The 15,492-nt window shown below is 73.9% G+C and carries 14 protein-coding genes; 4 read left to right on the forward strand and 10 right to left on the reverse strand.

All coding sequences use genetic code 11. From position 1 onward, the window contains the following. The first annotated feature begins 226 nt into the window (after positions 1–226). On the forward strand, positions 227–379 hold the full coding sequence (locus tag AB0D67_RS16705) for a hypothetical protein (protein ID WP_362935450.1): 153 nt from the start codon (positions 227–229) through the stop codon (positions 377–379). Positions 380–522: 143 nt separating this feature from the next. Here the strand turns inward: AB0D67_RS16705 and AB0D67_RS16710 are convergent, their stop codons facing one another. From AB0D67_RS16710 to AB0D67_RS16740, 7 genes are all read right to left on the reverse strand, one after another. Beyond that, a complete protein-coding gene (locus tag AB0D67_RS16710) occupies positions 523–1,371 on the reverse strand; it encodes an amidohydrolase family protein (RefSeq protein ID WP_362935453.1) in 849 nt (282 codons plus the stop codon). Further along, complete coding sequence (larC, locus tag AB0D67_RS16715; protein ID WP_362935456.1) at positions 1,368–2,636, reverse strand: nickel pincer cofactor biosynthesis protein LarC; 1,269 nt, start codon at positions 2,634–2,636, stop codon at positions 1,368–1,370. Before larC ends, AB0D67_RS16710 begins: the two co-directional genes overlap by 4 nt. 58 nt (positions 2,637–2,694) lie before the next feature. Then, positions 2,695–3,432 (reverse strand): nickel pincer cofactor biosynthesis protein LarB, encoded by a 738-nt coding sequence (gene larB, locus AB0D67_RS16720; protein ID WP_362935459.1) that lies wholly within the window; start codon positions 3,430–3,432, stop codon positions 2,695–2,697. A gap of 37 nt (positions 3,433–3,469) precedes the next feature. Next, complete coding sequence (larA, locus tag AB0D67_RS16725) at positions 3,470–4,726, reverse strand: nickel-dependent lactate racemase (RefSeq protein WP_362935462.1); 1,257 nt, start codon at positions 4,724–4,726, stop codon at positions 3,470–3,472. After that, positions 4,716–5,759 carry an aldo/keto reductase gene (locus AB0D67_RS16730; RefSeq protein ID WP_362935465.1) on the reverse strand — a complete coding sequence of 348 codons (1,044 nt, stop codon included), beginning with the start codon at positions 5,757–5,759 and terminating at the stop codon, positions 4,716–4,718. The genes larA and AB0D67_RS16730 overlap by 11 nt, the downstream gene beginning before the upstream one ends. Next, a complete protein-coding gene (locus AB0D67_RS16735; protein ID WP_362935468.1) occupies positions 5,756–6,496 on the reverse strand; it encodes an SDR family oxidoreductase in 741 nt (246 codons plus the stop codon). The genes AB0D67_RS16730 and AB0D67_RS16735 overlap by 4 nt, the downstream gene beginning before the upstream one ends. Positions 6,497–6,610: 114 nt before the next feature. Next, entirely contained in the window at positions 6,611–7,459 is an 849-nt protein-coding gene (locus tag AB0D67_RS16740; RefSeq protein ID WP_362935471.1) for a fumarylacetoacetate hydrolase family protein, read from the reverse strand. A 165-nt stretch (positions 7,460–7,624) separates the two neighbouring features. Here AB0D67_RS16740 and AB0D67_RS16745 point away from each other — a divergent pair, with 165 nt between their 5' ends. Genes AB0D67_RS16745 through larE form a run of 3 tightly spaced genes read left to right on the forward strand, consistent with a single transcriptional unit; the run spans position 7,625 to position 10,554 of the window. Next, entirely contained in the window at positions 7,625–8,914 is a 1,290-nt protein-coding gene (locus AB0D67_RS16745) for an L-fuconate dehydratase (RefSeq protein WP_362935474.1), read from the forward strand. A 4-nt stretch (positions 8,915–8,918) separates the two neighbouring features. Further along, the gene (locus tag AB0D67_RS16750; protein WP_362935477.1) at positions 8,919–9,647 is read left to right on the forward strand and encodes a FadR/GntR family transcriptional regulator; all 729 of its coding nucleotides are present in this window, start codon (positions 8,919–8,921) and stop codon (positions 9,645–9,647) included. After that, positions 9,640–10,554 carry an ATP-dependent sacrificial sulfur transferase LarE gene (gene larE / locus AB0D67_RS16755; protein WP_362935480.1) on the forward strand — a complete coding sequence of 305 codons (915 nt, stop codon included), beginning with the start codon at positions 9,640–9,642 and terminating at the stop codon, positions 10,552–10,554. Before AB0D67_RS16750 ends, larE begins: the two co-directional genes overlap by 8 nt. A 91-nt stretch (positions 10,555–10,645) precedes the next feature. Here the strand turns inward: larE and AB0D67_RS16760 are convergent, their stop codons facing one another. From AB0D67_RS16760 to AB0D67_RS16770, 3 genes are read right to left on the reverse strand one after another with little or no spacing between them, the layout of a single operon-like run. Next, the gene (locus AB0D67_RS16760) at positions 10,646–13,825 is read right to left on the reverse strand and encodes a S8 family serine peptidase (protein ID WP_362935483.1); all 3,180 of its coding nucleotides are present in this window, start codon (positions 13,823–13,825) and stop codon (positions 10,646–10,648) included. Beyond that, on the reverse strand, positions 13,822–14,721 hold the full coding sequence (locus tag AB0D67_RS16765; RefSeq protein WP_362935486.1) for a CU044_5270 family protein: 900 nt from the start codon (positions 14,719–14,721) through the stop codon (positions 13,822–13,824). The genes AB0D67_RS16760 and AB0D67_RS16765 overlap by 4 nt, the downstream gene beginning before the upstream one ends. Beyond that, the gene (locus tag AB0D67_RS16770; RefSeq protein WP_362935489.1) at positions 14,714–15,286 is read right to left on the reverse strand and encodes an RNA polymerase sigma factor; all 573 of its coding nucleotides are present in this window, start codon (positions 15,284–15,286) and stop codon (positions 14,714–14,716) included. The genes AB0D67_RS16765 and AB0D67_RS16770 overlap by 8 nt, the downstream gene beginning before the upstream one ends. Between the last annotated feature and the right edge of the window lie 206 nt (positions 15,287–15,492).

Below are 15,492 nucleotides of genomic sequence, written 5' to 3' on the forward strand. Positions count from 1 at the left end.
GGCGATCGCCGGCGGGCTCCGCCGGACGGGCACGTAGGGCGCCGTGTGACGGCGACACCCGCCACGGGATACGGCGGCTGTCGTCCCGTCTCGTCCCGGAGGCCGAGCTGAGGCCGAACCCGCGGAGCGGATCGCAGGAGCGGTGACACCTGGGGCGGGTGGTGCGCATAAGCGCGTTGATCACGGGTAGTCCGGGCTGGCCCGAACGAGACGAAAGGAGTCTCCCATGTCCACCCTCACCCTTCTCCTGCTGATCCTCGCCCTCGCCTGCTTCGTGCTGGCCGCGTTCAACATCGGCGGGCCCCGGGTCAACCTCATCGCCCTCGGCCTGGCCCTGTGGGTGCTGACCGAGCTGATCCCGAAGCTCGGCGACCTCTGACCGCGCGGCGGGAGGCCGTCCCACCCGCGTGAGCCCTCCCGCGGCGCGTGCCGCGGGTCACGTCCTCTCCGCCCGCGTCCGCCCTCCCCGTCGGCGCTCGTCTTCCCCGCAGTCGCCGTACGGGTGAGGGCGGACGCCGGGCGTCAGAGGCGGTAGACCCGCGTGGCCGTCCCGCGGAACACGGCGTCGCGCTCGGCGGGCGACAGTCCCGCGTCCGCCAGCAGTGACGCGGCGGCGTCCGTCCAGGCGGGCAGCGACCCGGCCAGGAGGCAGACGGGCCAGTCCGAGCCGAACATCAGCCGGTCGGGCCCGAAGGCGTCGAGCACGACCTCCGCGTACGGCCGCAGCCGCGCGGCGTCCCAGTCGTCCCACCGCGCCTCGGTGATCATGCCGGAGAGCTTGCAGGTCACGTTGGGCAGGGCCGCCAGCTCGCGGATCAGCCCGGCCCAGGGGTCGAGCCGCCCGTCGGCGATCGGCGGCTTGGCGACGTGGTCCAGCACGAGGCTCAGTCCGGGCAGCGCGTGTGCCGTCTCGATGGCGGCGGGCAACTGGTGGGGCAGGACCAGCAGGTCGTAGCTCAGCCCGGCGTCCGCCACCCGCCGCAGTCCCCGTCGCACGTCGTCGCGGGCCAGCCAGCGCGGGTCGGACTCGGCCTGGACGAGGTGCCGGATGCCGCGCAGCAGTTCTCCTCCCGGTGAGGCGCGCAACGCGTCGAGTTCGCCGGCGAGGTCGGGCCGGGTCAGGTCCGCCCAGCCGACGACGGCGCCGACGGGGCCGGGCCGCGCCGCCGTCGCGAGGAACTCCCGGGTCTCCTCCGCGTCGGGCAGCACCTGCACGAGCACCGACGCGCCGATGCCCGTCCCGGCCGCGGCCTCCGCGTAGTCGGAGAGCGTGAAGTCGCGGCGGATGGGCGACATCCCGGCGGGGCCCAGCCATGCCTGGGGACGCCGGGCCAGGTCCCAGAGGTGATGATGGGCGTCGACGTACGTCATCGCAGTGCCTCCCGCGCCAGCTGTCTGAGGGGTTTGCCGGTGGCCGCGGCGAGCTCGGCCAGGTCGTCGTACTCGGGTTTGGCTCCCCACGGCCCGTGTTTGATCCGGACCGTCCGGCCGTACAGCTCGACGGTCTCGAAGCGCCGGGACAGCACGAGCTTGTCCACCGTGCCGCGGCGCAGCCCGAGGGTGCCGGTCTCGGTGAAGATCAGGTCGCAGAGGCGGTCGGCCAGCGCGGGGTCGGCCAGGACGTGCAGGACGTGGGCCGGACGGCCCTTCTTCATGACGGCCGGGGTGACCCAGGCGTCGGCGGCGCCGGCCGCGAGGGCCCGCTCGATGACGTGGCCGAGGGTCTCGCCCGTCACGTCGTCCAGGTTCGTCGACAGGACCACCTGAGTACAGAGTTCCGGTTCCGGCGCCGTCCCGGTCGCGGACTCCGGTACGGGTCCGGACTCCGATACGGACTCGGGATCCGGAGCGGTCCCGCCGGTCGGTCCGGGCCGCGTCGTGCCGGTCGCGGGCCCGGGTACGGCCCCGGCGGCCGACCCGGCCTGCGCCGTCCCCTCCGGGGGTTCTCCGAGGATCGCCACCGTCACGTTGGGCCGGTCGGGCAGCACGCGGGTGCCCGCGCCGTACCCCGTGGCCCGGAGGGTCATCTCCGGCGGAGGGCCGTACACCGTGTGGAGCGCGCGGAGCAGGGCCGCCCCCGTCGGCGTGACCGTCTCCCCCGGCGCCGCGTCACCGCGGACCCGGGCCCCGGCGAGGAGCGCGAGGGTGGCGGGCGCGGGCACCGGCAGCACCCCGTGCCGGGTCCGTACGGTGCCGGAGCCCATGGGCAGCGGCGCGCAGTGGACGCGCGTGACGCCGAGTTCGGCGATCGCCGCCGCGCAGCCGACGATGTCGACCAGTGTGTCGTGCCCGCCGAGCTCGTGCAGGTGCACCTCGGCGACCGGCACACCGTGCAGGGCGCCCTCGGCTTCGGCGATCGCGGTCAGGGCGGCGCCGGCGACGGCGAGCCCCGTCCGGGCCGCCATTTCGATCAGCTCCGAGGCGGCGCGTTCGGTGGCGTCGTCGTCGACCTCGACCCGGACGCGGGTGGCGACGAGCGCGCCGGTGCGGACCCGCTCGGCGTCCAGCCGCCAGCCGGTCAGACCGGTCGCGGCGACCGCCTTCCGCACGCCCTCGAGCGAGGCGCCGGCGTCCAGCAGCGCGGCGAGCAGCATGTCCCCGGCGAGGCCGGTGAAGGGGTTCAGATAGAGGATCATGCCTGTTCCCCGACCGTCGTCTCCGGCGAGGAGCCCGCGGCTTTCCCGGTGAGAAGGGTCATGCCTGTTCCTCGGCCGCCGTCTCCGGCGAAGAGCCCGCCGCCGTCTCCCGTGGGGGGCCCGCCGCCGCCCCCGCCGGCTTCCTGGTGAGGCGGTAGGCGGCGAGGGCCGCGCCGAACCCGGAGTCGATGTTGACCACGGTGATCCCGGCCGCGCACGAGGTGAGCATGGCGAGCAGGGCCGTCACGCCCTCCAGCGCGGCGCCGTACCCGGTGGAGGTGGGCACGGCGATCACCGGCGTCTCGACCAGGCCGCCGACGACGCTCGCCAGCGCCCCCTCCATGCCCGCGATGACGATCACGCTGTCGGCCGCGCGCAGGTCTCCGGCGGCGGCGAGCACCCGGTGCAGCCCCGCCACGCCCACATCCCTGATCACCGTGGTCCGCAGGCCGAGGGCGGACGCGACGGCCGCGGCCTCGGCGGCCACCGGGCCGTCCGCGGTTCCGGCCGTGACCACGGCGACCGTGTGCCCGATCGGCCGGGCCCGCCGCCAGGTCAGCAGCCGCGCGTCCCGGTCGTACCGGCCGCCGGGAACGACCTCGATGACTGCCGACGCGGCATCCGGTCCGACCCGGGTCACGAGGACGGGCCCGGTGTTCCGGTCCAGCAGCGCGGTGACGATCCCGATGATCTCGGCCACCTGTTTGCCCGGGCCGTAGACGATCTCGGGCAGTCCCTGGCGGGCCTCGCGGTCGAGGTCGAGGCGCGCGTATCCGAGGTCGAGGGCGCCGCTCACGGCTTCTCCTCTCGCGGCGGTCTCCGGCGGAGCACGGTCACCCTCCGGCGAGGTAGGGGATGGTCATGGGCCCCTCCGGCAGGACGCAGACCCGTCCGGGCAGGGCGCGCACGGTGGCGGCGACGTCCTCGGTCCGCTCCAGGTGGGCGGCGGCGAGGTCGGCGTCGCCGAGGTGGGAGGTGTGCATGATCACGCGGGCGTGCCGCTGGATGCGGGCCTGGATCTGCACCTGCCACTGGTCGGGCACGGTCTCGGTGCGGCGGGAGATCTCCTCGAACAGCGCGTCCGGGGAGGCCGCGGAGGTGAGAACCTCCCGGTAGGAGCCGTGGTCGGGGAAGCCGTCCCGGCACTCGGCGGCGCAGACGATGGTCCCGCCGGGCCGGACGACCTGGGCGGCGGCGCTCATGCCCTTGACCGACTGGTAGAGGTTCTGGTCGAGCGGGAAGCCCGCGTTCGTCGTCACGACCACGTCGAAGGGCTCGGCGACCGGGCGCATCGCGGCGGCGCGGGCGGCGGCCGTGGCGGCGGCGTGCATCGGCGCCAGGTCGCCGCCGAACGCCCGCACGATCCGCTGCTCGCGGTTCAGCACGACGTCGAGGGCGAAGGTGACGCCGGTCGCGGCGGCTATGGCGCGGACGTCGTCGTGGACGGGGTTGCCCTCGATGACCCCCCAGGTGGCCCGGGGGTCTCCGATGCGGGCCGCGTCGTGCAGGGTGAGCACGGTCTCCAGGGCGGCGAGGCCGGGCGCGACCAGCTTCGGGCCGCCGGAGAACCCGGCGAAGAAGTGCGGCTCGACGAACCCGGTGGTGATCCGCACGTCGGCGTCGGCCCACTCCCGGTTCAGCCAGACGGGGACGTCCTTGCCGTGGCGGCCCATCCACTTCAGGGAGGAGGCGTCGCGGGCGTCGTGGTTGACGATCCGTACGGTGTCCGCGACCTCGTCGCCGAACATCGCGCGCAGCTCGGCTTCGGTGTTGCCGCGGTGCGTGCCGGTGGCCACCAGGATCACGACGTCGTCCAGGCCGACGATCCCGTCCAGCTCGGCCAGGATCGCCGGGATCATCACGTGGCGCGGCTGGGGTCTCGTGCCGTCGCAGGCGGAGATCGCCACCGTCTGGCCTGGGCGCACCCGCTCGCGCAGCGGCGGGCCCGCGACGGGTTCGCGCAGGGCCCGTCGCAGCTCGGCGGCCTCATCGGCCACGGCGGGCCGGGCGATGGGTGTGATCACGGTCGTCCGGTCGTCCGGCAGGTCCACCGCGAGACCGTCGGTGCCGTAGGCGAGCTCAACCCGCATCGTCCAGCTCCCTCCACAGTTCCCCGGGCACGGGGACGGCGGCGAGGTCGAGGTCCTCCCGGATCTCCTCCGCGCTGCGCGCCCCGATCAGGACCGTGGTGACGGCCGGGTGCCGGTGCGGGAACCGCAGGGCCGCGGCGGGCAGCGGCACGCCGTACGAGGCGCAGATCCGCCCCAGCCGCCGGGCGCGCTCCACCACCTCGGCCGGGGCGGTGTCGTAGTCGTAGGTGGTGCCGCCGGCCAGGACGCCGCTGTTGAACACCCCTCCGGCGATCACGGCGACGCCGCGCCGGTCGCACTCGGGCAGCAGTTCCCCCGCGGCGGAGCGGTCGAGCAGCGTGTACCGTCCGGCGACGAGCACCGCGTCGAGGTCCGTCTCGCGGACGAACCGGGTGAGCATCCGGGCCTGGTTCATCCCGGCGCCGATCGCGCCGACGACCCCCTGGTCGCGCAGCTCGGCCAGCGCCGGGTACGCCTGGCCCGCGGCCTGCTCCCAGTGGTCGTCGGGGTCGTGGATGAACACCAGGTCGAACCGGTCGAGCCCGGTGCGCCGCAGGCTGTCGTCCAGCGAGCGCAGCACGCCGTCGCGGCTGTAGTCGCGCACCCGGACGTAGCCGGTGCTGCCGGGGAAGCCGTCGGCCTCGCCCTCGCCGGGGACCAGCACGCGGCCCACCTTCGTGGACACGACCGCCTCGGCCGCGCCCTGCGGCAGGCCGCGCAGGAAGCGGCCGAGGCGCTCCTCGGCGAGGCCGGTGCCGTAGTGCGGCGCGGTGTCGAAGTAGCGGATCCCCGCCTCCCACGCGGCGGCGAGGGTCCGCTCGGCCTGCTCCTCGCTCACCGGGGAGAACAGCCCCGCCAGCGGGGCGGTGCCGAGGCCGTACGGTCCCAGCCGGGCCGCGAGGCCGGAGTCCGGCCGGGCCCCGGAGGCGCCCGGTGCGGCTTCCCGAGCGCCGGAACCGAAGCCGGGTACCGCTTCCGGAGCGCCGGAGCCGGGCGCCGGGGCCGGGACGCCGGGGCCGGAGCCCGCCGTCACGACGACACCGGTCGCAGGCGCAGGCCGGCCATCCCGCCGTCCACGGCCAGCTCGATCCCGACCGTCGAGCCCGACCTCGGGCTCGCGAGGTACGCCACCGCCTGGGCGACCTCCTCGGCCGCCACCAGGCGGCCGTGCGGCTGGCGCGCGGACAGCGCGGCGCGCTCGGCCGCCGGGTCTGGGGCGGCGTCCAGCAGCCGCCCGACCCAGGGGGTGTCGACGGTGCCGGGGTTGACGCAGTTGACGCGGATGCCCTCGCGGATGTGGTCGGCCGCCATCGCGCGGGTCAGCGCGAGCACCGCGCCCTTGGACGCCGAGTACAGCGCCCGCTGCGGCAGCCCGGCCGTGGCGGCGATCGAGCAGGTGTTGACGACCGCCGCGTGCGGGGACTCGCGCAGGTACGGCAGCGCCGCCCGGGTCACGCGGGCGATCCCCACGACGTTCAGGTCGAACACCCGCAGCCACTCGGCGTCGTCGTTGTCGGCGACCGTGCCCTGCGCGCCGATGCCCGCGTTGTTCACCAGCACGTCGATCCGGCCGTACCGCTCCGCCACCGCCGTGACGGCCGCGCGCACGGCGGCGTCGTCGGTCACGTCGCAGACGAACTCGGTGTCCCGCAGGTCCAGGACGGCCACCCGGGCGCCCCGCGCGGTCAGCTCCTCGGCGACGGCCCTGCCGATGCCCGAGGCGCCGCCGGTGACGACGGCCACCAGACCGTCGAACTCCCCCTGGCTCATGCCGCCCCCTCGCGAAGCACCCCGCGCCCGGCGATCCGCTCGCTCATGCCGCTCCCTCGCCTAGAGGCTCGGGATCGCATTCGCGAAACGCCCCGTACTCACCGATTCGCTGGCTCATGCCTGCCCCATCCGCTGGCGCTGACGGCCCAGGCCGTCGATCTCCAGCTCCACCACGTCGCCCTTGCGCAGGTACGCCTCCGGGCCGCGGCCGAGCGCCACCCCCGCCGGGGTGCCGGTGTTCACCACGTCGCCCGGCTCCAGCACCATGAACTGGCTGAGATACCAGATCACGTGGTGCACGCCGAAGATCTGGTTGCCGGTGCTCCCGTCCTGGCGGAGCTCGCCGTTCACCCACAGCCGCAGGCCGAGCGCCTGCGGGTCGCCGACCTCGTCCGCCGTGACCAGCCACGGGCCGAGCGGGTTGAACGTCTCACACGACTTGCCCTTGTCCCACTGGCCGCCGCGCTCGTTCTGGAACTCGCGCTCGGACACGTCGTTGGCGATCGCGTACCCGGCGATCACGTCCGCCGCCTCCTCGGGGGAGGACAGGTAGCGGGCCGTGCGGCCCAGGACCACCGCGAGCTCGACCTCGTAGTCGGTCTTCACGCTGCCGCGCGGGACCAGGACCTCGTCGTCGGGGCCGACCATCGTGTTGGACGCCTTCATGAAGACGACCGGCTCGGCGGGGATCGCGGCCCCGGTCTCCTCGGCGTGGTCGGAGTAGTTCAGGCCGATACAGATGATCTTTCCGGGCCTGGCGACCGGCGCACCGATCCGCTCGTACGGCCCGGCCTCGGGCAGCTCGCCGGCGTCGAGAGCGGACCGTACGCGTTCGAGGCCCCCGCCGGCGAGGAACGCCCCGTCGATGTCCGCCGTCAGCGACGACAGATCGAGCACCCGGCCGTCCGGCCCCAGCACACAGGGCCGCTCCCGGCCCTCCGGTCCCACTCTCAGCAGCTTCACGGTCGCCTCTTCCAGCAATTCACCCGATGTATCGGACCGGTCGAGCCTCCCATATTCATCGGGTCGAAGTAAAGCGTCTCCCTTACCATCACGCGGTCATGGCTTGACCGCACCTGGAGCGCAACGTACTGTCCGCCGTATTCGTTGGATGAATTTGGAGCAGGCATGCCCACCATCACCTCCGTAGACGTGATCGACATCAGGTTCCCCACCTCGGCCACCCTCGACGGGTCGGACGCGATGAACCCCGACGGCGACTACTCGGCCGCATACGTCGTCCTCGGCACGGACGGCGATCTGTCGGGGTACGGCCTGACCTTCACGATCGGGCGCGGCAACGACCTCTGCGTGGCGGCGGCGCGGCAGATCGGCGCCCGGCTGGCCGGCCGCGACGTGGACACGCTGGCCGGGGACCTCGGCGGCCTCTACCGCGAGATCATGGCCGACAGCCAGATGCGCTGGCTGGGCCCGGAGAAGGGCGTGGTGCACCTGTCCGCCGCGGCCGTGCTCAACGCCGCCTGGGATCTCGCCGCCCGCCGGGCGAGCAAGCCCCTCTGGCGGTTCGTCGCGGACATGTCCCCCGAGGAGCTGGTGGCCGCCTGCGACTTCAGCTACCTGTCGGACGTGCTCACCCCGGCCGAGGCCGTGGAGATGCTCGCCGCGCTCGCGCCCACGCGCGGGGAGCGGATCGCCGAGCTCGCCGGACACGGCTACCCCGCCTACACCACCTCCCCGGGCTGGCTGGGCTACGACGACGACAGACTGCGGCGCCTGTGCCGCGAGGCGGTCGCCGACGGCTGGACCCACGTCAAGCTCAAGGTCGGCGCGGACGTCGAGGACGACGTGCGCCGGCTGTCCATCGCCCGCCAGGAGCTGGGCGACCGCACGCTGATGATCGACGCCAACCAGGTGTGGGACGTCCCGCAGGCCGTCGAGTGGGTGAACCGGCTCGCGCCGTACGGGCCGCTGTGGATCGAGGAGCCGACCAGCCCCGACGACGTCCTCGGCCACGCCGCCATCCGCAAGGCGGTCGCCCCGGTCGGCGTCGCCACCGGAGAGCACTGCCACAACCGCGTCATGTTCAAGCAGTTCCTCCAGGCCGGGGCCATCGACTTCTGCCAGATCGACTCCTGCCGCCTGGCGTCGGTCAACGAGATCGTCCCGGTCCTGCTGATGGCCGCGAAGTTCGGCGTGCCGGTGTGCCCGCACGCGGGGGGCGTGGGCCTGTGCGAGCTGGTCCAGCACATGTCGATCGTCGACTACGTCTGCGTGAGCGGCAGCCTGGAGGGGCGGGTCCTGGAGTACGTGGACCACCTGCACGAGCACTTCACCGACCCCGTCCGCATCGTCCGGGGCCGCTACCTTCTGCCCGAGGGGCCCGGCTACGGCGCCCGGATGCACCCGGAGTCGGTCGCCGCGTACCGTTACCCCGACGGCGAGCAGTGGGGGGTGTAGCGGGATGGGCGTCGTGGAGACCGCCATCGACACCGTCAAGCAGCTGATCATCGATGGCGAGCTGCGGCCGGGCCAGAGGCTCCCGGTGGAGAAAGACCTGGCCGAGCAGCTCGGCGTCTCCCGCAACACGCTCCGCGAGGCCGTACGGGCCCTGACGGCGATGCGGGTGCTGCAGACGCGCCAGGGCGACGGGACCTACGTCACGAGCCTGTCCCCCGGCCTGCTCCTGGACGGGATGAGCTTCGTCGCCGACCTGCACCTCGACGCGGGCGCGCGGCAGTTCCTGCACGTCCGCCGGCTGCTGGAGCCGGAGGCGACCGCCCTCGCCGCGACCCGCCTGCCCGGTGACGTCCTGGACCGGCTCGGCGACGTGCTGGCGGAGGCCGAGCGGCTCGCCGGGGAGCCGGACGTGGACCACGACAAGCTGATCGTCCTGGACCAGGAGTTCCACAGCCTCATCACCGCCCACTGCGGCAACCCGGTGCTCGCCGCGGTGATCGAGAACATGTCCGGCCGCACGGTGCGGGCGCGGGTCTGGCGCGGGATGACCGATCCCGGCGCCCTCCGGCGCACGCTGGGCGAGCACCGGTCGATCCACGCGGCGCTGCTCGCGCGGGACCCCGACCGGGCGCGCCTGTACGCGGCCGTCCACATCCTGGGCGTGGAGGAGAGCCTGGCCGGCGACGCGCCGACGGAGACGGGAGCGATGGAGACGGGAGACCCGGATGACTGACGAGAACCGGACGGGCGGCGGGGTCCCGGCGAGCGGGCCCCCGACGGGTGGCGGGGCCCGGACGAGCGACGAGCCCCCGGCGAGCGACGAGGCCCCGACGGATGACGCGATCGGCCGTCTGACCGGGCGGCTGCGGCGGGAGAGCGGGGTGGTCGTCGCCTACTCAGGCGGGGCCGACTCGGCGCTGCTGGCCGTCATGGCCACCCGCGTGCTCGGCGCGCGGGCGCTCGCGGTGACCGCCGTCTCCCCCAGCCTGGCCGCCTCCGAGCGGGCCGCCGCCCGCGGGTTCGCCCGCCGGTACGGCCTGGCGCACCTGGAGGTGTGCACGGACGAGGCCGACCGCCCGGAGTACGCCGCCAACGGCGCGGACCGCTGCTACCACTGCAAGTCGGCGCTGTTCGACGCCCTCGGGCCGCTGGCGGCGGCCATGGGGGCCCGGATCGCCCTCGGCACCAACCTCGACGACCTCGGCGACCACCGGCCGGGACAGCGGGCGGCGGCGGAGCGTGGAGCGATCGCGCCGCTGGTCGACGCCGGCCTGACCAAGGCGGACGTCCGCGCGCTCAGCCGCGGGCTCGGACTGGTCACGGCGGACAAGCCCGCCGCGCCCTGCCTGGCCTCGCGGGTGAGCTACGGCGACCCGGTCACCCCGGAGGTGCTGCGCCGGGTCGAGGCCGCGGAGGCGGCGCTGCGCGACCTCGGTTTCCCGGTGTGCCGGGTGCGCGCCCACTCCGGCGGCACGCTCGCCCGCGTCGAGGTCCCGCGGGACGACATCCCGCGCGCGAGCGAGCTGCGCGAGCGTGTCGACGCGGCCGTCCGCGGCGCGGGCTTCACCTTCTGCTCGCTGGACCTGTCGGGCTTCGCCTCCGGCCGCCTCAACGCGTTGCTGCCGCTGCTCCCTTCCTAGGTTCCGTTCTGTGGACCTTTTCGCCCGCCGCGATCGTCCAGGCGAGGATCCGCAGAACAGAACCTGGATTCCGTTTCGGCGTGGCCTCCGGTCAGCCCACGGCGTAGGCGCGGGTGATCGTCTGGGTCAGGCCGGCGCCCGCCGTGTCGGTCATGGCCGCGCGCAGGGAGACGAACCCGGCCGCGGACGGGTTCCGCAGCACGGCGGTCCAGCCGGAGCCGGTGCGGACGAGCGGGACGGGACGCCAGCTCGCCCCGTCGTCGGCGGACATCTCCAGGCGGATCGACCTCGTCTCCGCCGCGGCGGCGCCGGGGTTGCGCTCGATCCACACGGACATGCGCGTCACGCCGCCCGGCTTGGCGCGGTTCGAGTCGTCCAGGCCGTCGGGACGGTAGCGGACCGCCGTCAACGGCAGCGGCCGCGCCTTGTCCGTGGTCGCGGACCGGAACGTCCAGGTGGACTCCACCCCGGTGGAGAGCACCGAGTGCGGCACCTGCCTGCGCATCGAGGCGGTGAGCGTGTAGGCGCCGGCCCCCGCCGGGAGATCGGCGTGGAGTTCGCATCCTTCCGGCTGGTAGATCCAGCAGCCCGCGAGGTCGGCGCGGGCCAGCGTCCTGCCGTCCCGGGTGAGGGTGGCGGTGCCGGTGGCGGCTGTGTCCGACCCCGTCCTGCCCGGACGCCCGTCGGCGAACATGCCGCCCCCGGAGAAGGCCAGTTCGTCGCCGGTACGGCTGCCGCCCGGCAGCAGGAACGACGGACCGGTGACCGCGGCGTTCCAGACCTCCTCGCTCTCCCCGCGCTTCGCGGTCCCGCCGTCGAAGAGGAGGGAGGTGCCGGTCTCGAGTCCGCTCTCGTAGGTCACCCCGGGGGTCCGGTACTGGACGAGCGTGCCGGGCAGGGGGAGGTCGTGGACCAGCGACCCCAGGGAGGAGCCCGGGAAGCCGGGAAAGGGCAGCCCGGCCAGCGGCGTCCCCGTGGCCGCGACGCCCGAGGCCCGGTAGGTGGTGGAGATCTTCGCCAGTTCCTTCTGCCTGGCACGGTGGACGGGGTCGCCGGGGATGCCGTCGGTGTGGCGGTCGACGAGGTCGTAGACGTACGGGCTGGGAGAGACGTCCCTGCTCAGCCACGTGGTCCTCAGCGTGTAGGTCAGGCCGGGCCGGCGGACGGGGACGACGAAGAACTCGGCGTTGGGATTCAGGCCGGTGAGCATGGAGAAGCTCCACGCGCCGTGGGCCAGCCCGAACTCGAAACCGCGCCGGATCTGGGCGCTCGGGTCGTCGAGCGTGACCCCGGTCGCCCTGCCCTGACGCGCGTCCACCGCCAGCCGGACGCCGTCGCCGTCGACCCTGAGCGGGGAGACTGCGACGGTGCCGGCCAACTTTCCGTCGATCCTCTCGGCGGTCTCGGTGTAGACGCTCCAGTCGCCCTTGGGGAGCCGTACCGTGGCCGTGCCGTCGTGGAACACCGGCTCGATGACGGTCCCGGTCGCCGGGTCGTAGATCTGCGCCATCCAGGGATCGACCGGCTGCCCCTGCCTGCCGACGACGGTGATGGTGACGTCGTAGGACTCGGGCTCGACGTAGGCGCCGGCCACGGTGCGGATCACCGTGGCACCCGCGGTGGCGGTGACCGTACCGGCGTAGTCGCCCGGGGCCTTGCCGGTCGCGTCGATGGTGAGCGTGACCGACGCCTGTCCCCCGGCGGGCACGTCGAGTTTGCGTGCGTCGAGTCCGATCGCCTCTCCCTCGCCGGTCAGGTCGAGGCTCACCGGGGTGTCGCCGGAGTTGGTGTAGGTGATGGTCCCGGTCTTGGTGCGCTCCTTCGGGCCGTTCCAGGGGAAGGCCGCCCAGGCGTCCGTCGCCTGGGCGGTGACCTGCTGCCTCAGGGCGCGGACCACGTCCACCCGCCCGGTGCCCTGCCGGTACGGCGTGACCCCGGGCGAGGGAACGGCGCTGCCGGTCAGAGCGGCCTTGAGGCGCTGTCCCGTCCAGTCGGGGTGACGCTGGGCGAGGATCGCCGCGGCTCCCGCCACATGCGGCGTCGCCATCGAGGTTCCGGACATCGCCACGTGCCCGCCGTCGGTGCCGGCCTCCGCCGCGACGATGCCGACACCCGGCGCGGTGATGTCCGGTTTGACGGCATGGTCGCCCGCACGGGGGCCGGTGCTGGAGAAGTCCGCCATCCGGTCCCGCCCGTCGACGGCGCCGACCGCGAGGGCGGCGTCGGCGCTGGCAGGACTGCCGACCGGTGCTCTTCCGCTGTTGCCCGCGCCGACGACGAACAGTGTGCCCGCCTTCGCCGAGAGCGTGTTCACCGCCTGTTCCACAGGGTCGATCCCGGGCTCGTCGGGGGCCGCCATGCTGAAGTTGACGATCTTGGCCTTGACCTCCAGGGCGGCCCACTCCATGCCCGCCACAACGGCGGACTCGGAGGCGCCGCTCGCCCCGCCCACCTTTCCGACGGCCAGCCGCGCGCCGGGGGCGACGCCCCGGTACTTCTCGTCGTTGCCCGCGACGGTCGAGGCGACGTGGGTGCCGTGACCGAGGTCGTCGCGGATATCGGGATCGTCGCTGAAGTTATGCGTCTGCGTCACCACGCCCTTCAGATCCGGATGGTCGGGGTCGTAGCCGGAGTCGAGGACGGCGACCGTGACGCCCTCGCCGGTCATCCCCTGCTTCCACGCCTCGGTGGCGCCGATCTGCGCGGTGCTCCGGTCGAGGGTGTAGGACAGGCGGCCGTCCAGCCAGATCTTCGCCGTGCCCGCGGCCAGCGTGCGGGCGCCGCCCGCCATGTCCTTCCATGCTTGAGCCGCGCCGCTCTTCGGCAGGCTGAGCGTGGTCATGCCGAGGCCGGCGAGCCCCTTGACGTCCTGCGCGCTCCTGAGGGCGGGGGCCTGGCCGGTGCCCGACTGCGTGATCAGCGGGATGTCGGCCCGGTCGGCGTCCCCGTACCGCCACTCCAGCAGCTGGGTGACGTCGAACAGCCGCCGGTCGAGCGTCCCCCGGGTGAGCAGGGGCTGGGCGTCGGACGGCACCACGTACAGGTGCCCTTCACGCACCTGGCTCCTGAAGCCGACGGACTCCCTGCCGGGGCCGGGCTCGACCCGGTGCCCGCGGCCGGTCACCACGACCCGGTCGCCGGTGATCAGGGTCACCCCGTTCGGCCGCCGGGAAGGGGCCTGTGACGCGGGGGCGGGTGTGGGCGTGGGGGCGGCGCTCGCGATCGTCGTCATCGCCACGACGGTGGCGAGGAGCGGTCTTCCAAGGATCATGACCCGTCACCGCCCGCCTGCGGAAGCCCGTCCGTCCAGTCGGTGGTCAACAGGAGGAGTTCGTAGGGGGACCCCGACACGCTTCCGTCGTTGCCCAGGAGGTAGTTCGTCCGGGTCACCCGGGCGGTCTCGGGATCGACGACCAGCGTGATCTCCTCTCCGCCGTCGGGGTTGGGGATCAGCAGTTTCCGGCCGCCCTCCACCGCTCCCGCGTCCCGGACCCCCGGGACGGCGGCGAGGCTCCGGAACGCCGCGGAGCGGGCCTTCGGCGGCGTCGGCAGCTCCGAGATCAACGCGATCAGGGGAAGGATGGGGTCCCCTCGCTGTTCGGAGAGGAGCATGTCCTCTTCACGTCCCCGAAGCCCGGCGATCCACGCGTTCAGCGCCTCGGGATCCTCCGGCAGCCCTTCGAGGTCCTCGAAGCCCACCTTGGCGCCCTTGAGCATGAACGGGTCCGGGTCCGGGTCCGGGCCCGGGTTCGGGGCCGGTACGACGGCGTCGGGTGGATCACCCGGCTCGCCCCTGGTCCAGCGCCTGCCGTCCCGGGCGGTCCAGCTGTCCATGGGCGGGATCTCCGGATCCTGCCAGTCGGACCTGACGTGCCAGTAGGTCCCGGAGTCCTGCGGCGCGTTCTCCGCGCTGACGGCCGCCATGAGCAGGACCTCCCTGCCCTGGGCCGGCGTGCCGTCGGGCGTGGTCCCCCCGGTGGCGAGCACGGCGACGGCCGCCGCCGCGGCGACGGCGGCCAGACCGAGCCCCTGCGTGAACCACCCGATCCGCCGGGGCGCGCGGCCGCGCATCCTGGCCTGGAGCCGCCTCCTGCTGCGGGCGACCGCCTCGGCGGGCGGCTCGGGCCTGCCCAGCAGGGTGGCGAGCGGGGTCAGGTCGTCATCCACGGATCATCTCCTTGTCGATGAGGGCGAGCATCTTCGTACGGGCCCGGCTGAGCCTGGAGCCCACGGTGCCGACGGCGATGCCGAGCGCCTGGGCGATCTCCTCGTAGCCGAGCTGGCCCAGCGCCACGAGGAGCAGGACGTCGCGCTCGCCCCCGGAGAGCGCGGCGAGTGCCCGGGCCAGGTGCGGCTGCATGCGCTGGGCGGCGACGGAGGTCACGACCCGGTTCTCGTGGCCTTCCACGACGGGTTCCGGCCCCAGCCGGGCCAGCGCCCGGTAGCGGCGGGTCTCCTTGCGCCGGTGCCTGGCGATGAGGTTGGTGGCGAAGCCGAACAGCCAGGGCCGCAGGCTCCCGAGTTCCGGGTCGAACCGGTCGCGCTGGTCGAAGGCCAGCAGGAACGTCTCGGCGGTGATGTCCTCGGCGATCTGCGTGTCCAGCCGGCCGGCCACGTACCGGTAGATGTCGCGGTAGTAGCGGTCATGCACCTCGGTGAACAGCTCGGGGTCACGCCGGTACCGGGCGACGAGTTCGGCGTCGGTGACCGGTTCGCTCACTGCCGCGATCAAATTCTCTTCTCCGACATGAGCCTTCCTTCCGGATTTCGGTTGCGATCACCCATCCTTCGCCGCAGGACCGGATCTTCTTCCCATTCGGCCGGATCCGGCGTCCCACCGCCGGAACGCGCGTGGAACGCGAGGCCGGAGTGCGGGGCCGGAGCGCGAGGCCGGGAGCCGGAGACACTACGGACACGACGAACCGGGCCCGCCGTTCA

The sequence above is a fragment of the Streptosporangium sp. NPDC048047 genome, assembly GCF_040653115.1.
GTDB lineage: Bacteria > Actinomycetota > Actinomycetes > Streptosporangiales > Streptosporangiaceae > Streptosporangium.

Bases quoted from the DNA above. Each gene is read 5' to 3' on its own strand.
- AB0D67_RS16760 (WP_362935483.1), bottom strand. From the start codon at position 13,825: ATGATCCTTGGAAGACCGCTCCTCGCCACCGTCGTGGCGATGACGACG.
- larA (WP_362935462.1), bottom strand. From the start codon at position 4,726: ATGCGGGTTGAGCTCGCCTACGGCACCGACGGTCTCGCGGTGGACCTG.
- AB0D67_RS16750 (WP_362935477.1), top strand. From the start codon at position 8,919: ATGGGCGTCGTGGAGACCGCCATCGACACCGTCAAGCAGCTGATCATC.
- AB0D67_RS16735 (WP_362935468.1), bottom strand. From the start codon at position 6,496: ATGAGCCAGGGGGAGTTCGACGGTCTGGTGGCCGTCGTCACCGGCGGC.
- larC (WP_362935456.1), bottom strand. From the start codon at position 2,636: ATGATCCTCTATCTGAACCCCTTCACCGGCCTCGCCGGGGACATGCTG.
- AB0D67_RS16710 (WP_362935453.1), bottom strand. From the start codon at position 1,371: ATGACGTACGTCGACGCCCATCATCACCTCTGGGACCTGGCCCGGCGT.
- AB0D67_RS16705 (WP_362935450.1), top strand. From the start codon at position 227: ATGTCCACCCTCACCCTTCTCCTGCTGATCCTCGCCCTCGCCTGCTTC.
- larE (WP_362935480.1), top strand. From the start codon at position 9,640: ATGACTGACGAGAACCGGACGGGCGGCGGGGTCCCGGCGAGCGGGCCC.
- AB0D67_RS16745 (WP_362935474.1), top strand. From the start codon at position 7,625: ATGCCCACCATCACCTCCGTAGACGTGATCGACATCAGGTTCCCCACC.